Source organism: Paucibacter sp. B51 (assembly GCF_027863535.1).
GTDB classification, from domain to species: domain Bacteria; phylum Pseudomonadota; class Gammaproteobacteria; order Burkholderiales; family Burkholderiaceae_C; genus Paucibacter_A; species Paucibacter_A aquatilis.
The window spans coordinates 4,594,856-4,614,644 of sequence record NZ_JAPIVN010000001.1; the positions used below are offsets into that span (position 1 = coordinate 4,594,856).

Below are 19,789 nucleotides of genomic sequence, written 5' to 3' on the forward strand. Positions count from 1 at the left end.
GGTTCTCCGGGTCAGCGCTGATTAGCGCTTGGCAACTTGACGGTTGCCCATCAGGACGCCGTGCAGGTCACCTGCGAAGGCACGAACTTGGCCCATCACCGACTTGTTGCGGTTCACCAGCCAGTTGTAACCCAGCACGGCCGGCACAGCGACGCCCAGACCGATGGCAGTCATGATCAGCGCTTCACCCACAGGACCGGCCACCTTGTCGATGGATGCTTGGCCAGCAACGCCGATGGCGGTCAGGGCTTGCAGAATACCCCACACGGTACCGAACAGACCGATGAAGGGAGAGGTCGAACCCACGGTCGCCAGGAAGCCCAGACCGGTTTGCACGCGGCTTTGCACTTCAGCCACCGAGCGCTCGATGTTGGTCGAGACCCAGGTGTTGTGGTCGATGTTCTCGGTCAGGGCGCCTTCATGGTGCTCCGAAGCCTCGATCGCGTTGGCGGCGATGTAGCGGAAAGCGCTGGCTTCCTTCAGGCTCTTGACGCCTTCGGCCAGGCTGGCCTTCTTGAAGAAGGTGGCGCGCACGTCCTTGGCTTCGTTGGCCAGCTTTTGGGTGTCCCACAGCTTGGTGATCAGGATGTACCAGCTGCCCATGGACATGATCAGCAGCAGGGCCAGAACGCCCTTGGACACCATGTCGCCGTGAGCCAGCATGGCTTGCAGGCCGTAGGGGTTGTCTGCAGGCTTGGCAGCGGCTTGCGCCACGGGGGCAGCTTCAGCAGCAGGAGCGACAGCCTCAGTGGGAGCAGCAGCGGAAGCAGCCGCTTCTTGAGCTTGCACAGGCGAAACAGCCATTGCCGCAGCAAAGGCGATGGCGGCGAACAGGCCGGAAATACGAGAAATCATGGAGTCAACTCCTGCGAATGAAATCGAAATCGGTTTGAGAGAAATGGAGCCGGGCACTACCCTGCCCCAGTGTTGGGTCTTGCAGAACTCTAGCCTGTCGCGGCTTTATTCGATGCGGAACTGGAATTCCTGCTCGAACACGTGGTCGCCGGGGCACTCGTAAGTGTCGCGCAGCGTTTCCTCGATGGCCGCAATGATGGCGCGCTGAGCCTTGCGATCCACGCCCGGGCGCAGGCTTTGCACTTCGATGCTGGCCACACGACCCGACTTGACCGTAGCGGTGACCTTGTACAAAGCCTCACCGCTCCAGTTCACCGACGGCACTTCCGGCTTGCCCATCTTGGTGCAAACCATGCCAGCAGTCTTGGGGCCCGTGCGAACCGGGGCCGGGGCCGGGGCAGCAGCCGGAGCCGGCGGCGGCGCTGGGCGAACCGGCTGAGCTGCCGGAGGCGCCACCTGAGTCGACGCAATGGCCGGTGCCGGCGGAGCGGGCGCGGTCACCTGGAATTCCGGCGGCGGGATGAAGGGCGGCGGAGGCGCCTTCAGGTCCGGCGGCGGCGGAACAACCTTTTCAGGCTCCGGCGGCGGCTTGACCTTCTCTTCAATCACCTTGGTCTCGATGGGACCCTTGACCGCCTCAATGGCTTTCCGGGCCAGTCCACTTGCCAACGCCCACGCGATCAACACGTGGATCAAGACCACGATGCCAATACCCGTGAAGCGTGACGAGCCTTGCTTATCCTGCGCAAAGTTCATGCGCGCTCCTTCTTAAGACTGCGAATTTCTTTCATCAAGACACGTGGGTTCATCACCCCTGCGCAGCGCCCGTCTCGAACGTTCGGGTCCCACAGTCTGCCAATTTCTGAACCGTCACCACCCGACAAAGGCAGATCGATTCTCTCTATCGGCACTTGCGGCACCACCTACAACAAAAATGCCCGTCAGCTTGCGACCGCGGGCTTGAGCTCGGCATCTACCCGAAGCCGCGTCAGGCGGAGTCGGACATCTACACAAGCGCCCGCGATCATAAACGAGTTCCAAAGCCCCGAAGCCGTGGGGATTACCCCAGGAGCTGACAAGAGCATGACACCCGAAGCCCGCGCCAGGCTTTGATCTTCGACGAGCCGCAGGCCTTACTGGTATTTTAGTGGTATCGAGTCAAATCCCATCACCCATCGAATCAGGGTTTACGCTGATTCGATCGTGAGGAAAGGCAAAGTTGTGAAACAAGTACACATCCCGCAGGAATAGCGGTTTGCGCTCGCGACACCGTCTGTCGATTCGCACCACGGCCCTCATCTGGCCCGGGCACAGAGACACGGAACACAGAGACCTAACGGCGAGAGCACAAGGACACGCACCGAGGCCATCACTCTCACTCGAAATGGCTCCGTTTCAGGGGTGCCACTTCATGTCTCGCGCCAGCCGGCACGGACGGCTCTTCCGACGCTGGATGGCTGCTGCTTGGTAACTCAATGCGCATGCGCATGATCCTCATCCGCATGGCGGTGTTTGGGGTCCCCTTGCCAGCCCATCATCACATCGCGGCCTTCCACCACCAGTTCCACCTTGGCGCCAACCGGCAGGCAGACCTTGGTGTCGACATGACCGAAAGGCAGGCCCGTGAGGATCGGCGTCTTGGTGCGCGAACGCACCGCTTCAATCGCATGCTTGAGCGTGTAGCCGCGGTCCAGCGGCGACTTCTTCCAGGCGCTGAATTCACCCAGCAGCACGGCCTTCTGCGCGTCCAGCACACCCGCCTGCTGCAGCTGCAGCAGCATGCGCTCGACGCGATAGGGATGCTCGCCCACATCCTCCAGGAAGAGCACGCCGCCCTTGATGCGCGGGAAATGCGGCGTGCCCAGCAGCGAGCTCAGCACACAGAGATTGCCACCCCAGAGCTGGCCCTTGAGGCCCAGGCCGTCAAAGCCCTTCTCGGTGCGAAAGCCCACGGCTTCGAGCAGGCCGTCCATGGCCTCGACGAAGCAGTCCTGGGTCACATCGTCCACGCCGCCCTCGTCCTTGCTGCGGCCGAAATCACCGCAGGCCAAGGGGCCGGCCCAGCTCTGTGCCTTGGCATGGGCCAGCAAACCCATCTGCAGCGCGGTGACGTCGCTGTAACCCACCCAGCGCGTTCCCTGCTCCACGCTGCGCGCCAGCAGCTTCCAATCGATCTGATCGAGCAAACGGGTCAGGCCGTAACCGCCGCGGGTGGCCAAGGCCACGCTGGGCGCCGCGCTGGCCACGCGATGCAGGGCCGCCAGGCGGGTGGCGTCATCGCCGCCAAATCGCTGATGGCGGGCCAGGGCGTCTTCGTCAACGCTGACCGCAAAGCCCAGCTTCTCCAGGCGCTTGGCCGCGCGCTTGAGTGCTGCGGCATGGGCCAGCACGCCGGCGGGGGTGTAGAGGATCAGACTCGGGCTTGCGCTCATGGCTGGGATTCCGGTGAGGGTTCAGAAGACGAAGAAAAATCGAGATGGGTCACGTCGCCGGTCGGGATGGCATCGGGCAAATCGCTGTCGCCGGCCGCAGCACGCGCGGCGGCGCGGCGCTGCCGGGCGGCGTCGCGACGCTGGGCAAAAAACTCGCGCAGCAGCTTGGACGAGGCCTCGGCCAGCACCCCGCCCTGGATGCAGGTGTGGTGGTTCAGCTGGGGCTGGGCAAACAAGTCCAGCACCGAACCGGCCACGCCGGTCTTGGGATCATGGGCGGCGAACACCACCCGCTTGAGCCGGGCATGCATCATGGCCATGGCACACATGGCGCAAGGCTCCAGTGTCACGAACAGCTCGCACTCGGGCAGGCGGTAGTTGCCCAGCAAGTTGGCGGCGTGGCGCAAGGCCACGATCTCGGCATGGGCCGTGGGGTCGTGGGTGGTGATGGGGCGGTTGTAGCCGGTGGCGATCACCTGGCCGGCGCGCATCAGCACCGCGCCGACCGGCACCTCCCCTGCAAGCCAGGCGTTATGGGCCTGATCCAGCGCAATGCGCATGGCGTATTCATCGGCGGCGGAAACCGCAGCGGCTGGCGAGGAAGATGAGAGGAGGATTTCAGTCATGGTCGGCCCGGCGCAGTGTAACAAGCGCCCTGCCCCGCTCCGGGAAATCCCTTGCTCGCCTTGCCAGAGCCGGTGCCACTCAGGGTTGAGCCTCGGAGGCGCGCGCTGCGGCCTGGTCCACCAACTGTTGCAGCTCCTGGCGCACCGCCTCCGGGCGCACGGCGCCGGCCTGCACAGCGCCAGGGGCCGATGACTCGAGCCCGGCAGCGGACGCCGCCCGGCTGCCCGATGCCGCCGGAGGCTGCAAGGAACGCGCCTGCTGCTTGACCATGAACAAGACCACCGCCAAGGTGATCACCAAACCCAAAATGCTGAACGCTGCGCGCATCGAAACACCGCCTCCTGCGGAAAACAAAAGCTCCAGAAGCCACCAGCCTAATCGAGCGCCCCATCCAGCCGCGCATCCAGTCCCGCCTCGCGCATCTTGCGGTACAGCGTGTTGCGGCTGACGCCCAGCCGGCGCGCCGCTTCGCTGCGGTTGCCCTGGGCCAAGGCCAGGGCCTGCTGAACGCAGCGGCTGGAGGCCAGGCGCAGGTCCAGCTCCAGCGGCGCCGCCTCCTCCTCCTTCTCCTGCTCCGACTGAACAGGCTCAGCCCGCGCCAGGGCTTGCAACTCTTCGGCCATGTCGTCGGGCAGGTGGCTCCAGCCAATCTGCGCCTCGTCGGCATCGAGCAGCGCGCAGCAGGTGCGCAGCACATTGGCCAGCTGGCGCAGATTGCCAGGCCAGCGATGGCGGGCGAGCAGCGCCAACACATCGGGCTCTACGCTCACACTGCGGCTCGGCTCCGCCTCGGCCAGCAGGCGCTGCACCAGGGCCGCGAAATCGCTGCGCTCGCGCAGCGGCGGCAGTTGCAGGCTGAGCCCGTTGATGCGGTAGTACAAATCCTCGCGGAAGCGCTGCACGTCCACCTCCTCGCGCAGGCGCCGATGGCTGGCGCAGATCAGCGCAAAGTCCACCGCCACCGGCTGCCCACCGCCCAGCGGAGAGACCTGGCGCTCCTGCAAGACCCGCAGCAGCCGCGCCTGCAGCGCCAGCGGCATGTCACCGATCTCATCGAGGAAGAGCGTGCCGCCATGCGCCTGGCGAAGCAGCCCTGGCGCCCCATCCTTGAGCGCCCCGGTGAAGGCGCCCGGCTGGTGGCCGAACAGCTCCGCCTCGATCAGATGCTCGGGCAGCGCCGCGCAGTTGATGGCCACAAACGGCCCGGCGCGCCGCGGCCCGCTCTGGTGGCAGGCCCGCGCCAGCAACTCCTTGCCGACACCCGACTCGCCCTGCAAGAGCAAGGCAATCGGCTTGGCCAGCACGCGACGCGCCCGCTCGATCAGCTTGTGCACGGCCGCGTCACCGGTGTCGAGCGCGCTCAGTGCATCCGAGGCAGGGGCAGGCGCAGACGCTGGCGATGCCGTCGTGAGCAAAGCCGTGGCAGCCGGCGGCGCCACGCGTGGGCGGGGCTGCAGGGGCCGCGCACCATCGAGCCGGCCGTAGATCAAGCTGCCGTCCACCCGCTGCAGGCGCCGAGGCTGCGAACCATGCACATCAGCCAGCAGCTCCTGCATGCGCAGCCCCAGCGCCGCCTCCACCGTGCAGCGACCGAGGGCACTGGGCGCCAGGCCCAGCCACTCGAGGCCCAAGCCGTTGGCGCCGAGGATGAGGCCGTCGTCGGCCAGGGCCAGCAAGCCCTCGGTGACCGTGTCCAGCCCCTCGGGCCGGCTGTGCAGCCGCAGCACCAGGCCGCCGCCGTGACGGGCCACAAACAGCTGGTGCTCGATCATGCGCGCGGCCGAGCGGGCCAGGCCCAGGGTGTGGGGGTGGTAGCCACGGCGGTCGCCCGAGATGTCCAGCACCCCAAGCAGGGCACCGCTGGGGTCGACGATGGGCGCAGCGGCGCAAGTCAGGAATCCATTGCGCTCCAGATAATGCTCGGCGCCGTTGATGACGACCGGCCGGCCATCGGCCAGCGCCGTGCCGATCGCATTGGTGCCGCGCCACTGTTCCAGCCAGACAGCGCCGGGCCGCAAGGCCACCCGTGCGGCCTTGTCGGCAAAGCCATCGTCGCCCAGTGCGTGCAGCAGCATGCCTTGCGGGTCGGCCAGGATGACCAGGCTGTCGCTGGCCCTCACCTGCTCGGCCACAAACTCCATCACCGGCCGGGCCTGGGCCAGCAAGGCGCGGCGCTGCTCCAGGGCCCGCGCCAGCTGGGCGGCCGACGCGTGTGGCACACCCTGCGGCCGCCCCTCGGGCGCCAGACCATAGGCCCGGCTGCGCTGCCAGCTGGCATGGAGTCGGGCATCGAGCAAGCCGGCGCCCAGCTCACCGGTTTCCAGCAGCTGCCGGCGCGCCTGTCGCAGGCGGCTGGGCGGCGTGCGCAAGCTCATCAAGGCATTGGCAGCAGTCATCGCGTGTGTCTCCGTGATCGGCCCTTGTGAACGGGCTCTGAATCAGACGCGGCTCAGGTGTTGAAACCCGCGCCGCAGCACGACCTTAACAGGCTCACGGCACTTGCCAAGCCCTTGGGCTGGTTTTGCCCGCTTCCAGCACAAGTGGACGTGAAAGCTGTGCCACGCGAGGCGGCCACCTGTCCTCTTTCGTGACAGTGGGGCGGCACGGTGCGCAGCCAAGCGAGGCGGCCAGCCGTCTCGCCCCGCGCAGCAGCAGCCCTTGTGCCCAAGTTCCGCGCAAACCTAGGCCTTGGCACGCTCCATGCAAGAAACCCTGCGGCTGGCCTGCTTGCCTCTAACCCCGCAACTCAGCACCCGCGATGGAGACGGAGCAGGCCCAGACCTTGAGACCCCAACACAACACACGGAGACCGACATGCTTTACGCCAGCCCCAACACCCCCGGCGCCACGCTCGCCTACAAAGCCCAGTACGACAACTTCATCGGGGGCCGCTTCGTGCCACCGGTCAAGGGCGAATACTTCGACGTCGTCACCCCCATCAGCGGCCAGGTCTACACCCGCGCCGCCCGCTCCACCGCCGAGGACATCGAGCTGGCCCTGGACGCCGCCCATGCCGCCACGGCCCAGTGGGCAGCCACCAATGCCGCCACCCGCGCCAACATCCTGCTCAAGATCGCCGATCGCATCGAGGCCAACCTCGAATTGCTGGCTTATGCCGAGACCGTGGACAACGGCAAGCCCATCCGCGAAACCCTCAATGCCGACATCCCGCTTGCCGCCGACCATTTCCGTTACTTCGCCGGATGCCTGCGCGCGCAGGAAGGCGCGCTGAGCCAGATCGACGAGCACACCGTGGCCTACCATTTCCACGAACCGCTGGGCGTGGTCGGGCAAATCATCCCCTGGAACTTTCCCATCCTGATGGCGGCCTGGAAGCTGGCGCCGGCCCTGGGCGCGGGCAACTGCGTGGTGCTCAAGCCGGCGGAATCGACACCGATCAGCATCCTGGTGCTGACCGAGCTGATCGCCGACCTGCTGCCGCCCGGCGTGCTCAACATCGTCAACGGCTATGGCCGCGAAGCCGGCATGGCCCTGGCCACCAGCAAGCGCATCGCCAAGATCGCCTTCACCGGCTCCACCGCCACCGGCCGGGTGATCGCCCAGGCGGCGGCCAGCAACCTGATACCGGCCACGCTGGAGCTGGGTGGCAAGAGCCCCAATGTCTTCTTCGACGATGTGATGGCCCAGGACGACGCCTTCCTGGACAAGGCCATCGAAGGCCTGGTGCTGTTCGCCTTCAACCAGGGCGAGGTCTGCACCTGCCCGAGCCGGGCGCTGATTCAAGAGTCGATCTACGACCGCTTCATCGAACGCGCACTCAAGCGCGTGGCCGCCATCAAGCAAGGCAGCCCACTGGACACCGACACCATGATGGGTGCCCAGGCCTCAGCCCTGCAGATGGACAAGATCATGTCCTACCTGGAAGTGGGCAAGCAGGAAGGCGCTCAGCTGCTGATCGGCGGTGGCCGCAAGCAGATGTCGGGCGAGTTGGCCGGCGGCTATTACATCGAGCCCACGCTGTTCAAGGGCACGAACAATATGCGCGTGTTCCGCGAAGAGATCTTCGGCCCCGTGCTGGCCGTGGCCACCTTCAAGGACGAGGCCGAAGCCCTGCAGATCGCCAATGACACGCCCTACGGCCTGGGCGCCGGCGTCTGGACACGCGACGGCAGCCGCGCCTACCGCATGGGCCGCGCCATCCAGGCCGGCCGGGTCTGGACCAATTGCTATCACGCCTATCCGGCGCACGCGGCCTTCGGCGGCTACAAGGAATCCGGCATCGGCCGCGAAACCCACAAGGCCATGCTGGACCATTACCAACAGACCAAGAACCTGCTGGTCAGCTATTCGCCCAATGCTCTTGGCTTCTTCTGAGCAGCCAGCGCTGCTGAGTTGAAACAAAAAAAAGGCGGCCTTGCGGGCCGCCTTTTGCGTTCACTCAGGACTTGAACCAGGGGTTCAAGACCTGAGAGATCATTCCCACTCGATCGTTGCCGGCGGCTTGCTGGACACATCGTAGGTGACGCGGTTGATGCCGCGCACTTCGTTGATGATGCGGCCCGAGGTGCGCTTGAGCAGGCTGTAAGGCAGCTCGGCCCAGTCGGCGGTCATGAAGTCGCTGGTCTGCACGGCGCGCAGGGCCACGACGTAGTCATAGGTGCGGCCGTCGCCCATCACGCCCACGCTCTTGACCGGCAAGAACACCGTGAAGGCCTGGCTGGTCAGCTCGTACCAGCTCTTGCCCGTGGCTTCATCCTTGGTATTGCGCAGCTCTTCGATGAAGATGGCGTCGGCACGGCGCAGCAGGTCGGCGTACTCCTTCTTCACCTCGCCCAGGATGCGCACGCCCAGGCCGGGGCCCGGGAAGGGGTGGCGGTAGACCATCTCGGGCGGCAGGCCCAGGGCCACGCCCAGGGCGCGCACCTCGTCCTTGAAGAGCTCGCGCAGGGGCTCCAGCAGCTTCAGGCCGAGCTGCTCGGGCAGGCCACCGACGTTGTGGTGGCTCTTGATGGTGGTGGCCTTCTTGGTCTTGGTGCCACCGCTTTCCACCACATCGGGGTAGATGGTGCCTTGGGCCAGCCACTTGGCGCCTTTGGCGCCGGCATCGGCCGCCTTGAGCTTGGCGGCCTCGGCCTTGAAGACATCGACGAACAGGCCGCCGATGATCTTGCGCTTTTTCTCGGGGTCGGTCACACCGGCCAGCTGACCCAGGAAGAGCTCGCTGGCGTCCACGCGGATGACCTTGGCGTGCAGCTTGCCGGCGAACATGTCCATGACCATATCGCCTTCGTTCAGGCGCAGCAGGCCGTGGTCCACGAAGACGCAGGTCAGCTGGTCACCGATGGCGCGGTGGATCAGGGCGGCGGCGACCGAGGAATCGACGCCACCGGACAAGCCGAGGATGACTTCTTCATCGCCGACCTGCTCGCGGATCTTGGCCACGGCTTCTTCGATGTAGTCACCCATGATCCAGTCGCCCTTGCAACCGGCGATGTCGCGCACGAAGCGGGTCAGTATTTCCTGGCCCTTGACGGTGTGCGTCACCTCGGGGTGGAACTGCACGGCGTAATAGCCCTTCTCCTCGTTGGCCATGCCGGCGATGGGGCAGCTGGGCGTGGAGGCCATCAGCTTGAAGCCCGGCGGCATGGCGGTGACCTTGTCGCCATGGCTCATCCAGACCTTGAGCATGCCATGACCTTCCAGCGTGGCATGGTCCTGGATGCCGTCCAGCAGCTTGGTGTGGCCATGGGCGCGCACTTCGGCGTATCCGAACTCGCGATGGTCGCTCCACTCGACCTTGCCGCCCAGCTGCACCGCCATGGTCTGCATGCCATAACAGATGCCCAGCACCGGCACGCCCAGGTCCCAGACGGCCTGCGGTGCGCGCAGCTCGTGGTCCTCATAAGTCGAGGCATGGCTGCCCGACAAGATGATGGCCTTGGGCGCGAAGCTGCGGATGAACTCGTCCGAAACATCGTTGGGGTGGATTTCGCAGAACACCGCCGCCTCGCGCACGCGGCGCGCGATCAGCTGGGTCACCTGGGAGCCGAAATCGAGGATCAGGACTTTGTCATGCATGGTCGGGCTTTCACTCTCTGTCTGGATTCTGAATTCAGGGGCCGGCGGGGGCGGCCGGTGCGGCGTCGGCGCCAGGCGCTTGCTGAGGCAGCTGGGCAAAGTGCCGCCAGGCGAAGAACAGGGACAGCGCCTGCAGCGCGGCGCAGAAGTAGAACGGGGCGCCAATGCGCCAATCGCCCTTGGGCAGCTCGCTGACCAGGTAGATCAGGCCTAGGCCCAGCACCGGCGCGATCACAGCCATCAGGCTGTTCAGCGAGGAGATGGCACCCATGGTCTCACCCTGGTTGCGGGCATCGGCGGCATTGGAAATCTGGCTTTGCAAAGCCGGACCGGCGGCATAACTGAGCACACCCACGCCAATGGCCGCATACATCATCCAGCCGGCGCTGGACAGGCCCCAGATGGTGTTGGTCAACACGGCCGAAGCCAGGCCCAGCAGCACCAGGCGGGCGGCCGACACCCGCTTGAGGATGTGCTTGAGCAAGACGCCCTGCACCAGCACCGCCATCACACCGACGGCAAACAGGGACAGGCCGTTGTCCTTGGGGCCCCAGCCGAATTTGTAGGTGGTGTACATGACCCAGCTGCTTTGCAGAATCATCTGCGCCAGGCCGCTGAGTGCCAGCACATAGACCAGCGGGCCCACGCCTTGCAGATCGCGCACACGGCTCAGGGACTTGAAGGGGTTGGCACGGCGCCAGTCAAAGGCGCGGCGGTTCTCTGGCTGCAGCGACTCGGGCAGGACGAAAAAGCCATACATCCAGTTCAGCACCGCCATGCTGCCAGCCACATAGAAAGGCAGGTGCAAGTTGATGTCACCGAGCAGGCCGCCCAGCACCGGGCCCAGGATGAAGCCCATGCCGAAGGCCGCGCCCAGCATGCCGAAGCGCTTGGCACGCTCGGCCGGCGGCGTGATGTCGGCCACATAGGCATTGGCCACGGCCGCATTGGCCTGCATGGCGCCCGAGAACAGGCGCACCACGATCAACATCCACAGCGCATCGGCCATGGCGGTGACGAAGAAGCTCAGCGCCAGGCCCGAGAAGCCGATCAGCATGACGCGGCGGCGGCCGTAGCGGTCCGACAGACCGCCCAGAATGGGCGAACCAAAGAAATTGGCAATACCGAAAGCAAAGGCCACAGCCAGCTGCGCCAGGGTGTGCTCGGACGGGTTGTGGGTGAAGGTGCCCACCAGCGGCGGCAGCACAGGGATGATCAGGCCGATGGAGATCATGTCGATCAGCACGGCAATCAGGATGAAGCCCATGCCGGCCGAGCGGCCCTTGCCGCCTGCTGCTTGACCGCTGCCTTCTGTCATCACTCGCTCGCTCAATCGATGTCCTTGCTTGCTAGCTAGCTCTCGCGGCTTGAAGCCGCATACGAAGAAAGGGGCCGCGGCCCCTTTCTTGAAGTTCACCGGCGCCCGGCCTTGCCCTGAGGCCTCGGCGCCGGCGGCGGGACTTCGACCCGCCTCACTCGGAACGGTAGTTCGGTGCTTCCTTGGTGATCTGCACATCATGGACATGGCTTTCGCGCATGCCGGCCGAGGTGATCTCCACGAACTCAGCTTTGTTCTGCATGTCGGCAATCGTGGCACAACCGCAGTAGTGCATCGAAGCCTTCAAGCCGCCGGCCATCTGGAAGATGACCTGCACCACCGAACCCTTGTACGGCACCTGGCCTTCAATGCCTTCCGGCACCAGCTTGGAGGTGTTGGGATTGTTGGCCGAGGTGTCCTGGAAGTAGCGATCGGCCGAACCCTTGGCCATCGCACCCATGGAGCCCATGCCGCGGTAGCTCTTGTAGGAGCGGCCCTGGTACAGGATCAGGTCGCCAGGGGCTTCCTCGGTGCCGGCAAAAGCACCACCCATCATCACGCAATCGGCGCCCGCGGCGATAGCCTTGGCCAGGTCACCCGAGAAGCGCACACCGCCGTCGGCAATCACCGGCACGCCGGTGCCGCGCAAGGCGGTGGCGACGTTGTCGATGGCGGTGATCTGTGGCACGCCCACACCGGCGACGATGCGCGTGGTGCAAATGGAGCCGGGGCCGATGCCGACCTTGACGCCATCGGCACCGGCTTCCACCAAGGCCAAAGCCGCCGCACCGGTGGCGATATTGCCGCCGATCACATCCACGCCGGGGAAATTCTGCTTGACCCAGCGCACGCGCTCCAGCACGCCAGCGCTGTGGCCGTGAGCGGTGTCGACGATCAGGGCGTCCACACCGGCCTTGACCAGCATGGCCACGCGCTCTTCGGTGTCGTCGCCGAAACCGACGGCAGCACCGACGCGCAGCTTGCCCTGGGCATCGCGGGCGGCATTGGGGAAGCTGGTCTGCTTGGTGATGTCCTTGACGGTCATCAGGCCGCGCAGCTCGAAGGCGTCGTTGACGACGACCACGCGCTCCAGCTTGTGCTTGTGCATCAAGCCCTTGGCCTCTTCCAGCGACGCGCCTTCCTTGACGGTGACCAGGCGCTCGGCCGGGGTCATCATCTCGCGCACCGCCAGATCCATGCGGGTCTCGAAGCGCACGTCACGGCCGGTGACAATGCCGACGACGCGCTTGCCCTCCAGCACCGGGAAGCCCGAGACGCCGTGTTGGCGCTGCAACTCCACCACTTCGCGCACCGTGGTCGAGGGCGTGATGGTGAAGGGCTCCAGCACGATGCCCGACTCGTAGCGCTTGACACGCGCCACTTCGATGGCCTGCTGCTTGGCGGGGAGGTTTTTGTGAACGATGCCGATGCCGCCCTCTTGCGCGATGGCGATGGCCAGACGCGCTTCTGTCACCGTGTCCATGGCCGCAGAGACCAGGGGCAGGTTCAGATGGATATTGCGGGACAGCCGGGTGGCGAGAGAGGTGTCGCGAGGCAACACATGGGAGAACGCTGGCACCAACAAAACATCATCGAAGGTGAGCGCTTTTCCTAAAAGGCGCATGAGGGAAGCTCCAGACGCAAAGCGGCATTATACGGAAGACTGGCACCGCCTTGCCCGCGCCGGGCTGTGACAACCCGAATTTGCGCAAATTGACGCAATTTTGCGAACCCGGCTTCACCGGACCCAGGGCTACACTTTGCCCATGCAAACGCCCCGGTTCGCCCACCACGCCCACCTGTCCCCACGCGCCTCGCAAACCCGGCGTCCAGCGTGGGTTCTGGCCCTCTCCACGCTGTGCCTGCTGTGCTGCGCCCTGCCCGCCCACGCGCAATGGAAATGGCGCGATGCCAGTGGCCGCATGCAAATCAGCGATCTGCCGCCGCCCAACGGCACACCCGACAAAGACATCCTGCAACGCCCGGCCGGCTACAAACCGCCGCCGGTGTTTGTCATGCCCTATGCCAGCAAGGCGGAGGCCGCCGCCAGCGCCGCCGCAGCGGCCTCGGCCAATGCACCCAGCAAGGCCGAACTGGACCGACAGGCCCGCCAGCGCGAGCAGGAAAAACTTGAGAAGCAGCAGGAACGCGAAGCGATCGAGAAACACAAACAGCAGGAGCGCCGCTACGCTGAACAGAAGCGTGAGAACTGCAGCCGGGCCCAGGAGAATCTGCGCATGCTGCAGGACGGCATGCGCATCAGCCGACGCAACGCGCAAGGCGAAAACGTGATCCTTGACGACCGCCAACGGTCCGAAGAAATCCAGCGCACCCGTGCCATCGTGGCAAGCGACTGCGGCGGCAGCTGAGTCCTGACAGAGCGATCAGCGCCCCTTTCGCAGAATCAACGGCGGGTCCTGCCCGCCAGCGGCCGATGGCGAGAGACGATGCGCTCGCCTCGGTCCTTGTAGCGCTGCCGACGCGCTTCCTTCGGGTCCACGGTCAGGGGCCGGTAGACCTCGATGCGATCCCGATCACGCAAGACCGTGTCTGCCGGTTGTTGCCGCCCCCAGATACCCAGCTTGAACTCCGCCAGCCGCGCCTGCATGGGCTGAAACTCAGCACAGGCTTGCAAGGCTTGGCCCAGGGTGCTGCCTGCCGGCAGTTGCAGATCAAGGCGGTGAACGGTGCCCGCCTGCGGGCTCCAGACCAGCTCCACGGCGATCAAGGCCTGTTGCCCTTCGACGGGCTCAGCGAGGGCCATAGACACTTTCAGCGCGCTGCACAAAGCGATCGACAAAGGTGTTGGCAATGCGGTCGAACACCGGGCTGACCACCGCCTCCAGCGCTGCGCTGGAGAAGGCGTAGCGCAACTCGAACTCGATCTTGCAGGCCACCGCCTCCGGGCTGTCGCTGCCAGGCTTTTGCAGGGGGTGGAAATGCCAGACCCCATCGAGCGAGGAGAAGGGGCCGTCGACCAGGGTCATGCCGACGCTGCGATCCGTCTCGTGGGTGTTGCGGGTGGTGAAGGCGTGGCGCACGCCGGCGTAGGACAGCGACAGGCGGGCCGTCATGGCATCGCCCTGCTGCTCCAGCACCTCGGCGCGCTCGCACCAGGGCAAGAACTCGGGATAGCGCTCGACACCGACCACCAAGTCATACATCTCGCGCGGCGAGTACCAGAGCAGAACAGACTTCCTAACGTGTTTCATAGCGCTTCATACAATGGGCGGATTGTATTGGCGCGCCCAGGCCCGCCCAAGCCGACCCGGCCGCCCACCCACCAGCGAGTTTCATGTCCACTGCTGCCTCTGCCCACCACCACGGTTCACGCCCGCCCCCAAAGGCCAAGCCGGCCGTGTCCAGCGCCCCGATCGCCGAAAACCGCCGCGCCCGTTTTGACTACTTCATCGACGAGCGGCATGAATGCGGCATCGTGCTGGAAGGCTGGGAGGTCAAGGCCATCCGCGCCGGCCAGGTGCAGCTGACCGATGGCTATGTGCTGATCAAGAACGGCGAGCTGTTCCTGATTGGCTGCCGCATCAACCCGCTGCGCACCGCCTCCACCCATGTCAGCCCCCTGGCCGACCGGACCCGCAAGCTCTTGATGAGCAAGGGCGACATCCGCCGCCTGATCGGCAAGGTGGAACAGCGCGGCTTCACCCTGGTGCCACTGAACCTGCACTACAAAGGCAGTTTCGTCAAAGCCGAGATCGGCCTGGCCAAGGGCAAGGCCGAGCACGACAAACGCGACACCGAGAAAAAGCGCGATTGGGAACGAGAAAAAGGGCAGCTCATGAGACACGCGACAAAGTCGCGGGGCTGAGGCGCGTAGCGACTCGCTGCCCTTTTCGCTAAAAGGGACAGCTGATGCGCCACGCGACCAAGTCGCGCAGCTGAAGCCGCCTCCCTCAGTCTTTCAAGACCTCCAGCGCCTGCACCAGATCGGCGCGCAAGTCGGCTTCGGCCTCCAGGCCGATGGCAAATCGCACCAGATGCCCTTCGCGGTAGGGCAAGCCCAGCGAACGGCTGCGGCTCATGTTGTAGGGCACGGCCAGACTCATGGGGCCGGCCCAGGAGTAGCCGATGCCGAAGAACTGCAGCGCATCGACGAAAGCATCCACCTGGGCTGCGCTGTACCGAGGCTGGAACACCACCGAGAACAAACAAGCCGCCCCGCCGCTGCTGACCTCGCGCCAGTGCGCATGCCCGGGCGAGCCAGGCAGAGCCGGGTGCAGCACCTGGGCCACAGCGGGCTGGGCCTGCATCCAGGCAGCCAGCGCGCGGGTCGTGGCATCCTGGGCGCGGTAGCGCAGTTCCAGCGTCGGCAGACTGCGCAGCACCAGCTCCACATCGTTCTGCCCCAGGCCGTAGCCCAGGTGCTCGTGCATATAGTTCATGCGCTCATGCAAGGCCAGGTCGCGGGTGCAGACCGAACCCATCAGCACATCGGCGCCGCCCGAGGGGTATTTGGTCAGCGCGTGCATGGAGATGTCCACGCCCAAGCCCGGCTCGCTGTCCGGCAACAAATCAAAGGCCTTGAAGGCAACACCTGCGCCCCAGGTGTTGTCCAGCACCGTGGTGATGCCGCGCTCTCGGCAGACCCGCAGCAGGCCGATCAGATCGGGGAACTCCAGGGTGATGGAGCCCGCCGCCTCCAGCCAGACCAGCTTGGTCTTTTCACTGATCTGGGCAGCGAATCCAGCCACATCGAGCGGGTCGTAAAAGCGATGCTGGATGCCGAACTGTGGCAGCAGCGATTCGCTCAAGTAACGGTTTTGTCCATAGACATTGTCCGGCACCAGCACCTCGTCACCCGGCCGCAGCAGGCTCAGCGACACCAGGGTGACGGCCGCCAAACCGCTGGGCACCAGCAGGCAGTGCTCGGCGCCCTCGAGGCCGGCGATGCGCGCCCCCAGCGTGTAGCTGGTCGGCGTTCCGTGCAGGCCGTAGCGGTAGCTCTTGCCGTCACGCGGGCGGTATTGGTGCAGATCGGCGGTGTTCTTGAACAGCACCGTGGATGCCTTGAACACACCCACCGGATGCGCAGCCCAGCCCTCGGGCGCCTGGTAGGGATGGTGGATCTGCTGGGTGGCCAATGCGAGGTCTGGGGCGGGGGCGTGTTTGCTCACGAGGGGGTCCTGAAGAGGCGCTGAAAAAACAAAGCGGGCCGAAACCCGCTTTGATTCTGACTCAGATCGAACCGGGCTCAGATCGGCATGCCGATCAGGTCATGACCCTCTACCGCGACGATGCGCGCGCGGGTGAACTCGCCCACCTTGAGCGTCTTGCTGGCCTTCTCCGGCGGCAGCAGGCGCACGGTGCCGTCGATCTCGGGCGCATCGGCGTAGGTGCGGCCGACACCGCCCTTGCGGCCGAGAGCCGGCGCGGAATCGACCAGCACCTGCATGGTGGCGCCGACACGGGCCCGCAGCTTGTCGATGGACACCGCTTCGGCGATCTGCATGAAGCGCGCACGACGCTCTTCACGCACCTCAAGCGGCAACGAACCAGGCAGCTCATTGGCGGTCGCGCCGGTCACCGGCGAGTAGGCAAAGCAGCCGGCGCGGTCGATACGAGCCTCGCTCATGAAGTCCAGCAGGTACTGAAATTCCTCTTCGGTCTCACCAGGGAAGCCGGCGATGAAGGTCGAGCGGATGACGATGTCCGGGCAGGTTTCGCGCCAGCGCAGGATGCGCTCCATATTCTTTTCGCCGCTGGCCGGGCGCTTCATGCGCTTGAGCACATCGGGGTGGGCATGCTGCAGCGGCACATCGAGGTAAGGCAGGATCAAGCCTTCGGCCATCAGCGGCAGCACCTCGTCCACATGCGGATAGGGATAGACATAGTGCAGGCGCACCCAGGCGCCGTACTGCTTGGCCAGCTCGCCCATTTGCGCGACCAGGTCCAGCATGCGGGTCTTGACCGGCTTGCCGTCCCAGAAACCAGTGCGGTACTTGACGTCCACGCCGTAGGCGCTGGTGTCCTGGCTGACCACCAACAACTCCTTGACGCCCGACTCGAACAGCGCCCGTGCCTCGTTCAGCACATCGCCGACCGGGCGCGAGACCAGATCGCCGCGCATGCTCGGAATGATGCAGAAGGTGCAGCGGTGGTTGCAGCCCTCGCTGATCTTCAGATAGGCGTAATGCTTGGGCGTCAGCTTGATGCCGGCAATGCCGCGCGACTCAGGCACCAGATCGATGAAGGGATCGTGCGGCTTGGGCACATGGGTGTGCACCGCATCCATCACCTCTTGCGTGGCATGCGGGCCGGTCACGGCCAGCACGCTGGGGTGCATTTCGCGCACCAGGCTGCCGGCATCGCTGCTGCTGGCGCCGGCCTTGGCGCCGAGGCAGCCGGTGACGATGACCTTGCCGTTCTCGGCCAGGGCTTCGCCGATGGTGTCCAGACTTTCCTTGACGGCATCGTCGATGAAGCCGCAGGTGTTGACGATCACCAGGTCGGCGCCGGCAAAGGTCTTGGAGGTTTCATAGCCCTCGGCCCGCAGCTGGGTGAGGATCAGTTCCGAATCGGTCAAGGCCTTGGGGCAACCCAAGGACACAAAGCCGATCTTGGGGGCAGCGCCCGCGGCAACGGCTGCTGGGCTGGGGGTGATGGTGTCGCTCATCCCCGGATTTTGCCTGAGCCCGGCCTTGCAGGCGCCTCCGGGGCGCCAAGCGCCCTACTTCTTGCCGCCAAATCCCGGCATTCCGGGCATGCCTGGCATCACCGGGAACATCGCTCCGGCCTGCTTGAGCTGCTCCTGCATCTGTTCGATCAGGTTCTTGCTCTGTTCGACATAGCCGCCCATCAGGTTCTGCATCACCGGCGCCTGGGCGCCGAGGAACTGGGTCCAGAGCTCGGGGCTGAAAGCCAGGCCCTGGCTTTGCTCGGCGAACTTGCTCTGCAAAGCCGTGAAGGTCTGGACGTTCTTTTCGAGATAGTCGCCCATCACGCCCTGCATGGCATGACCGTAGAAGCGGATGATCTGCTCCAGCGCATTCGTGCTGAACATGGGCACGCCGCCGGTTTCTTCTTCCAGAATGATCTGCAGCAGGATGCTGCGGGTCAGGTCTTCGGCGGTCTTGGCGTCGCGCACCTCGAAGGCCTGGCCGTCCAGCACCATCTTCTTCACATCGGCCAGCGTGATGTAGCTGCTGGTCTGGGTGTCGTAGAGACGGCGGTTGGGGTATTTCTTGAGCACGCGCACGGCGGGCGATTGCGCTTCGCGCTCGCCGTCGGCCTCGGGAGCCGAGCCGGCTGCTGCTGTCTTGCTGCCTCTGCGGGCCGTCACCATGAATGCTCCTTGTCCGACCGGCACAGGGTGTTGTGCAGGTGCAGCAATATTCTAGGAGCCCGCGCGACGTGCTCCGGCGGGGATTTCCCCCGTAAGCGGCCCGGCCGCCGCCACCGCCGACAAATCCAGGCGCATGCGGCTCATGCTGACCAGGGTCTGGTCGGCATCGGCCGCGTGACAAGGCAGCGGCGCCAGCAGGCGCAGGCTCAAAGCATTGGCCACATCGATGCGGCAACCGACACGGACCGGCACATCGCGACCCTTGGGTGCCGGCTGGCCATCGACCAAGGTCGCGCTGTCCGACAAGGCCCGCAAGACCATGCCCTGGGCGCCGCGGCGCAGCTCGAAATGCCAGCGGCTGATCTGCAGCGCCTGCATGGGATCGGCATGCGAGAGCACCACATCATTGGCCGGCACACCCTCATGTTCGCGCAGGCGGCCGAAGCTGATGATGTCCAGCAAGGGCAAGGCCTGCGCTTCCTTGGCATCTCCGATCAGAACATGGGTCGGGAACTGGCTGCGATCGCGCCAATCAAAGGCCATCAGCTCAACCGCCGCCGCCACATCCTTGAGCAGCACCGGCGCCAGGGGCCGGCATTGCACGCGCCAGGCGGCCGGCAACTCTTGAAAGGCCTCGCGGCTCAGGCGCACCTCACCGGGCTCGGCCGAGGCCACCACGCGCGCGCAGAAATTGACGGCATCACCGGATACGGACTGCCCATCGCTGAGCACCCGCCCCCAGTGCAGACCCATGCGCAGCTGCAACTGATGCGAGCGCGCGCGGCTGAGGTTTTGTTCGCTGAGCTGCACCTGCACTTGCTGGATGGCCCGCAGCGCGCGGCCGCAGTCCTCAAAAACCACAAAGGCGCCGTCCCCGGCGGTGTCGACGATGCGCCCATCGTGGGCCAGGACTGCCGCCTCCAGAAGGTCCAGATGCAACTGTTGCAGCTGCCGCCCGGCGGCATCGCCGAAACGCTGGAAATACGAGGTGGAGCCCACCATGTCCGAAAACAGCAGCACCAGGCAGCGCTCGAAGCGCCGCTTCAACTCCTGCTCCAGCTGCGCCTGCAGACGGATGATGTCCTTCAAGCTCAGCTGATCGAGCTGGGCAAAGCAGGAGGGAGTGACAAAAGCACTGTCAGAAGCAATCATCGGTCGGGCTCAAAAACGCGGGGACATCCATGACGATGGCCGCATTGGAGCACAGGAGCAGAACAT

General features: G+C 65.4%; 18 protein-coding genes. 3 read left to right on the plus strand and 15 right to left on the minus strand.

Going from position 1 to position 19,789, the window contains the following annotated elements; translation table 11 throughout:
* Positions 1 to 21: 21 nt before the first annotated feature.
* The 6 genes from OOB33_RS19385 to OOB33_RS19410 form a co-directional block, all read right to left on the minus strand.
* Complete coding sequence (locus tag OOB33_RS19385) at positions 22 to 900, minus strand: MotA/TolQ/ExbB proton channel family protein (protein ID WP_409994048.1); 879 nt, start codon at positions 898 to 900, stop codon at positions 22 to 24.
* 60 nt (positions 901 to 960) lie between these two features.
* Positions 961 to 1,611, minus strand: a complete 651-nt coding sequence (locus tag OOB33_RS19390; RefSeq protein ID WP_102767195.1) for a hypothetical protein — start codon at positions 1,609 to 1,611, stop codon at positions 961 to 963.
* 716 nt (positions 1,612 to 2,327) lie between these two features.
* Positions 2,328 to 3,287, minus strand: a complete 960-nt coding sequence (locus OOB33_RS19395; protein WP_271009838.1) for an LD-carboxypeptidase — start codon at positions 3,285 to 3,287, stop codon at positions 2,328 to 2,330.
* Positions 3,284 to 3,913, minus strand: a complete 630-nt coding sequence (gene tadA / locus OOB33_RS19400) for a tRNA adenosine(34) deaminase TadA (protein ID WP_271009839.1) — start codon at positions 3,911 to 3,913, stop codon at positions 3,284 to 3,286. Before tadA ends, OOB33_RS19395 begins: the two co-directional genes overlap by 4 nt.
* Positions 3,914 to 3,992: 79 nt before the next feature.
* The gene (locus OOB33_RS19405; RefSeq protein ID WP_271009840.1) at positions 3,993 to 4,241 is read right to left on the minus strand and encodes a hypothetical protein; all 249 of its coding nucleotides are present in this window, start codon (positions 4,239 to 4,241) and stop codon (positions 3,993 to 3,995) included.
* A gap of 47 nt (positions 4,242 to 4,288) precedes the next feature.
* A complete protein-coding gene (locus OOB33_RS19410) occupies positions 4,289 to 6,310 on the minus strand; it encodes a sigma-54-dependent Fis family transcriptional regulator (protein WP_271009841.1) in 2,022 nt (673 codons plus the stop codon).
* Positions 6,311 to 6,728: 418 nt separating this feature from the next.
* Between OOB33_RS19410 and exaC the strand changes: the two genes are divergently transcribed.
* Positions 6,729 to 8,249 (plus strand): acetaldehyde dehydrogenase ExaC, encoded by a 1,521-nt coding sequence (exaC, locus tag OOB33_RS19415; RefSeq protein ID WP_271009842.1) that lies wholly within the window; start codon positions 6,729 to 6,731, stop codon positions 8,247 to 8,249.
* Positions 8,250 to 8,348: 99 nt separating this feature from the next.
* On the opposite strand, the gene guaA is transcribed toward exaC, so the two are convergent.
* From guaA to guaB, 3 genes are all read right to left on the minus strand, one after another.
* On the minus strand, positions 8,349 to 9,953 hold the full coding sequence (gene guaA, locus OOB33_RS19420; protein WP_271009843.1) for a glutamine-hydrolyzing GMP synthase: 1,605 nt from the start codon (positions 9,951 to 9,953) through the stop codon (positions 8,349 to 8,351).
* 34 nt (positions 9,954 to 9,987) lie between these two features.
* Entirely contained in the window at positions 9,988 to 11,271 is a 1,284-nt protein-coding gene (locus tag OOB33_RS19425; protein ID WP_271009844.1) for an MFS transporter, read from the minus strand.
* A 154-nt stretch (positions 11,272 to 11,425) separates the two neighbouring features.
* Entirely contained in the window at positions 11,426 to 12,895 is a 1,470-nt protein-coding gene (gene guaB, locus OOB33_RS19430) for an IMP dehydrogenase (RefSeq protein ID WP_271009845.1), read from the minus strand.
* A 142-nt stretch (positions 12,896 to 13,037) separates the two neighbouring features.
* On the opposite strand from guaB, the gene OOB33_RS19435 reads away from it, so the two are divergent.
* Positions 13,038 to 13,640, plus strand: a complete 603-nt coding sequence (locus tag OOB33_RS19435; protein WP_271009846.1) for a DUF4124 domain-containing protein — start codon at positions 13,038 to 13,040, stop codon at positions 13,638 to 13,640.
* A gap of 35 nt (positions 13,641 to 13,675) precedes the next feature.
* On the opposite strand, the gene OOB33_RS19440 is transcribed toward OOB33_RS19435, so the two are convergent.
* Together OOB33_RS19440 and OOB33_RS19445 are read right to left on the minus strand one after the other, a co-directional pair.
* Positions 13,676 to 14,035 (minus strand): RnfH family protein, encoded by a 360-nt coding sequence (locus OOB33_RS19440; RefSeq protein WP_271009847.1) that lies wholly within the window; start codon positions 14,033 to 14,035, stop codon positions 13,676 to 13,678.
* Positions 14,022 to 14,483 carry a type II toxin-antitoxin system RatA family toxin gene (locus tag OOB33_RS19445; RefSeq protein ID WP_102767204.1) on the minus strand — a complete coding sequence of 154 codons (462 nt, stop codon included), beginning with the start codon at positions 14,481 to 14,483 and terminating at the stop codon, positions 14,022 to 14,024. Before OOB33_RS19445 ends, OOB33_RS19440 begins: the two co-directional genes overlap by 14 nt.
* An 83-nt stretch (positions 14,484 to 14,566) precedes the next feature.
* On the opposite strand from OOB33_RS19445, the gene smpB reads away from it, so the two are divergent.
* Complete coding sequence (smpB, locus tag OOB33_RS19450; protein ID WP_102767205.1) at positions 14,567 to 15,097, plus strand: SsrA-binding protein SmpB; 531 nt, start codon at positions 14,567 to 14,569, stop codon at positions 15,095 to 15,097.
* 85 nt (positions 15,098 to 15,182) lie between these two features.
* Here smpB and OOB33_RS19455 read toward each other — a convergent pair whose 3' ends face one another.
* The 4 genes from OOB33_RS19455 to OOB33_RS19470 form a co-directional block, all read right to left on the minus strand.
* The gene (locus tag OOB33_RS19455) at positions 15,183 to 16,403 is read right to left on the minus strand and encodes a PLP-dependent transferase (protein ID WP_271009848.1); all 1,221 of its coding nucleotides are present in this window, start codon (positions 16,401 to 16,403) and stop codon (positions 15,183 to 15,185) included.
* Positions 16,404 to 16,480: 77 nt separating this feature from the next.
* Positions 16,481 to 17,902, minus strand: coding sequence for a 30S ribosomal protein S12 methylthiotransferase RimO (gene rimO / locus OOB33_RS19460; protein WP_271009849.1), 1,422 nt, complete (start codon positions 17,900 to 17,902; stop codon positions 16,481 to 16,483).
* A gap of 54 nt (positions 17,903 to 17,956) precedes the next feature.
* Positions 17,957 to 18,571 carry a polyhydroxyalkanoate synthesis repressor PhaR gene (phaR, locus tag OOB33_RS19465; RefSeq protein WP_271009850.1) on the minus strand — a complete coding sequence of 205 codons (615 nt, stop codon included), beginning with the start codon at positions 18,569 to 18,571 and terminating at the stop codon, positions 17,957 to 17,959.
* Between the two features lie 51 nt (positions 18,572 to 18,622).
* On the minus strand, positions 18,623 to 19,723 hold the full coding sequence (locus OOB33_RS19470; protein WP_271009851.1) for an adenylate/guanylate cyclase domain-containing protein: 1,101 nt from the start codon (positions 19,721 to 19,723) through the stop codon (positions 18,623 to 18,625).
* Between the last annotated feature and the right edge of the window lie 66 nt (positions 19,724 to 19,789).

Bases quoted from the DNA above. Each gene is read 5' to 3' on its own strand.
- OOB33_RS19390 (WP_102767195.1), bottom strand. From the start codon at position 1,611: ATGAACTTTGCGCAGGATAAGCAAGGCTCGTCACGCTTCACGGGTATT.
- OOB33_RS19395 (WP_271009838.1), bottom strand. From the start codon at position 3,287: ATGAGCGCAAGCCCGAGTCTGATCCTCTACACCCCCGCCGGCGTGCTG.
- tadA (WP_271009839.1), bottom strand. From the start codon at position 3,913: ATGACTGAAATCCTCCTCTCATCTTCCTCGCCAGCCGCTGCGGTTTCC.
- OOB33_RS19405 (WP_271009840.1), bottom strand. From the start codon at position 4,241: ATGCGCGCAGCGTTCAGCATTTTGGGTTTGGTGATCACCTTGGCGGTG.
- OOB33_RS19410 (WP_271009841.1), bottom strand. From the start codon at position 6,310: ATGACTGCTGCCAATGCCTTGATGAGCTTGCGCACGCCGCCCAGCCGC.
- exaC (WP_271009842.1), top strand. From the start codon at position 6,729: ATGCTTTACGCCAGCCCCAACACCCCCGGCGCCACGCTCGCCTACAAA.
- guaA (WP_271009843.1), bottom strand. From the start codon at position 9,953: ATGCATGACAAAGTCCTGATCCTCGATTTCGGCTCCCAGGTGACCCAG.
- OOB33_RS19425 (WP_271009844.1), bottom strand. From the start codon at position 11,271: ATGACAGAAGGCAGCGGTCAAGCAGCAGGCGGCAAGGGCCGCTCGGCC.
- guaB (WP_271009845.1), bottom strand. From the start codon at position 12,895: ATGCGCCTTTTAGGAAAAGCGCTCACCTTCGATGATGTTTTGTTGGTG.
- OOB33_RS19435 (WP_271009846.1), top strand. From the start codon at position 13,038: ATGCAAACGCCCCGGTTCGCCCACCACGCCCACCTGTCCCCACGCGCC.
- OOB33_RS19440 (WP_271009847.1), bottom strand. From the start codon at position 14,035: ATGGCCCTCGCTGAGCCCGTCGAAGGGCAACAGGCCTTGATCGCCGTG.
- OOB33_RS19445 (WP_102767204.1), bottom strand. From the start codon at position 14,483: ATGAAACACGTTAGGAAGTCTGTTCTGCTCTGGTACTCGCCGCGCGAG.
- smpB (WP_102767205.1), top strand. From the start codon at position 14,567: ATGTCCACTGCTGCCTCTGCCCACCACCACGGTTCACGCCCGCCCCCA.
- rimO (WP_271009849.1), bottom strand. From the start codon at position 17,902: ATGAGCGACACCATCACCCCCAGCCCAGCAGCCGTTGCCGCGGGCGCT.
- phaR (WP_271009850.1), bottom strand. From the start codon at position 18,571: ATGGTGACGGCCCGCAGAGGCAGCAAGACAGCAGCAGCCGGCTCGGCT.
- OOB33_RS19470 (WP_271009851.1), bottom strand. From the start codon at position 19,723: ATGATTGCTTCTGACAGTGCTTTTGTCACTCCCTCCTGCTTTGCCCAG.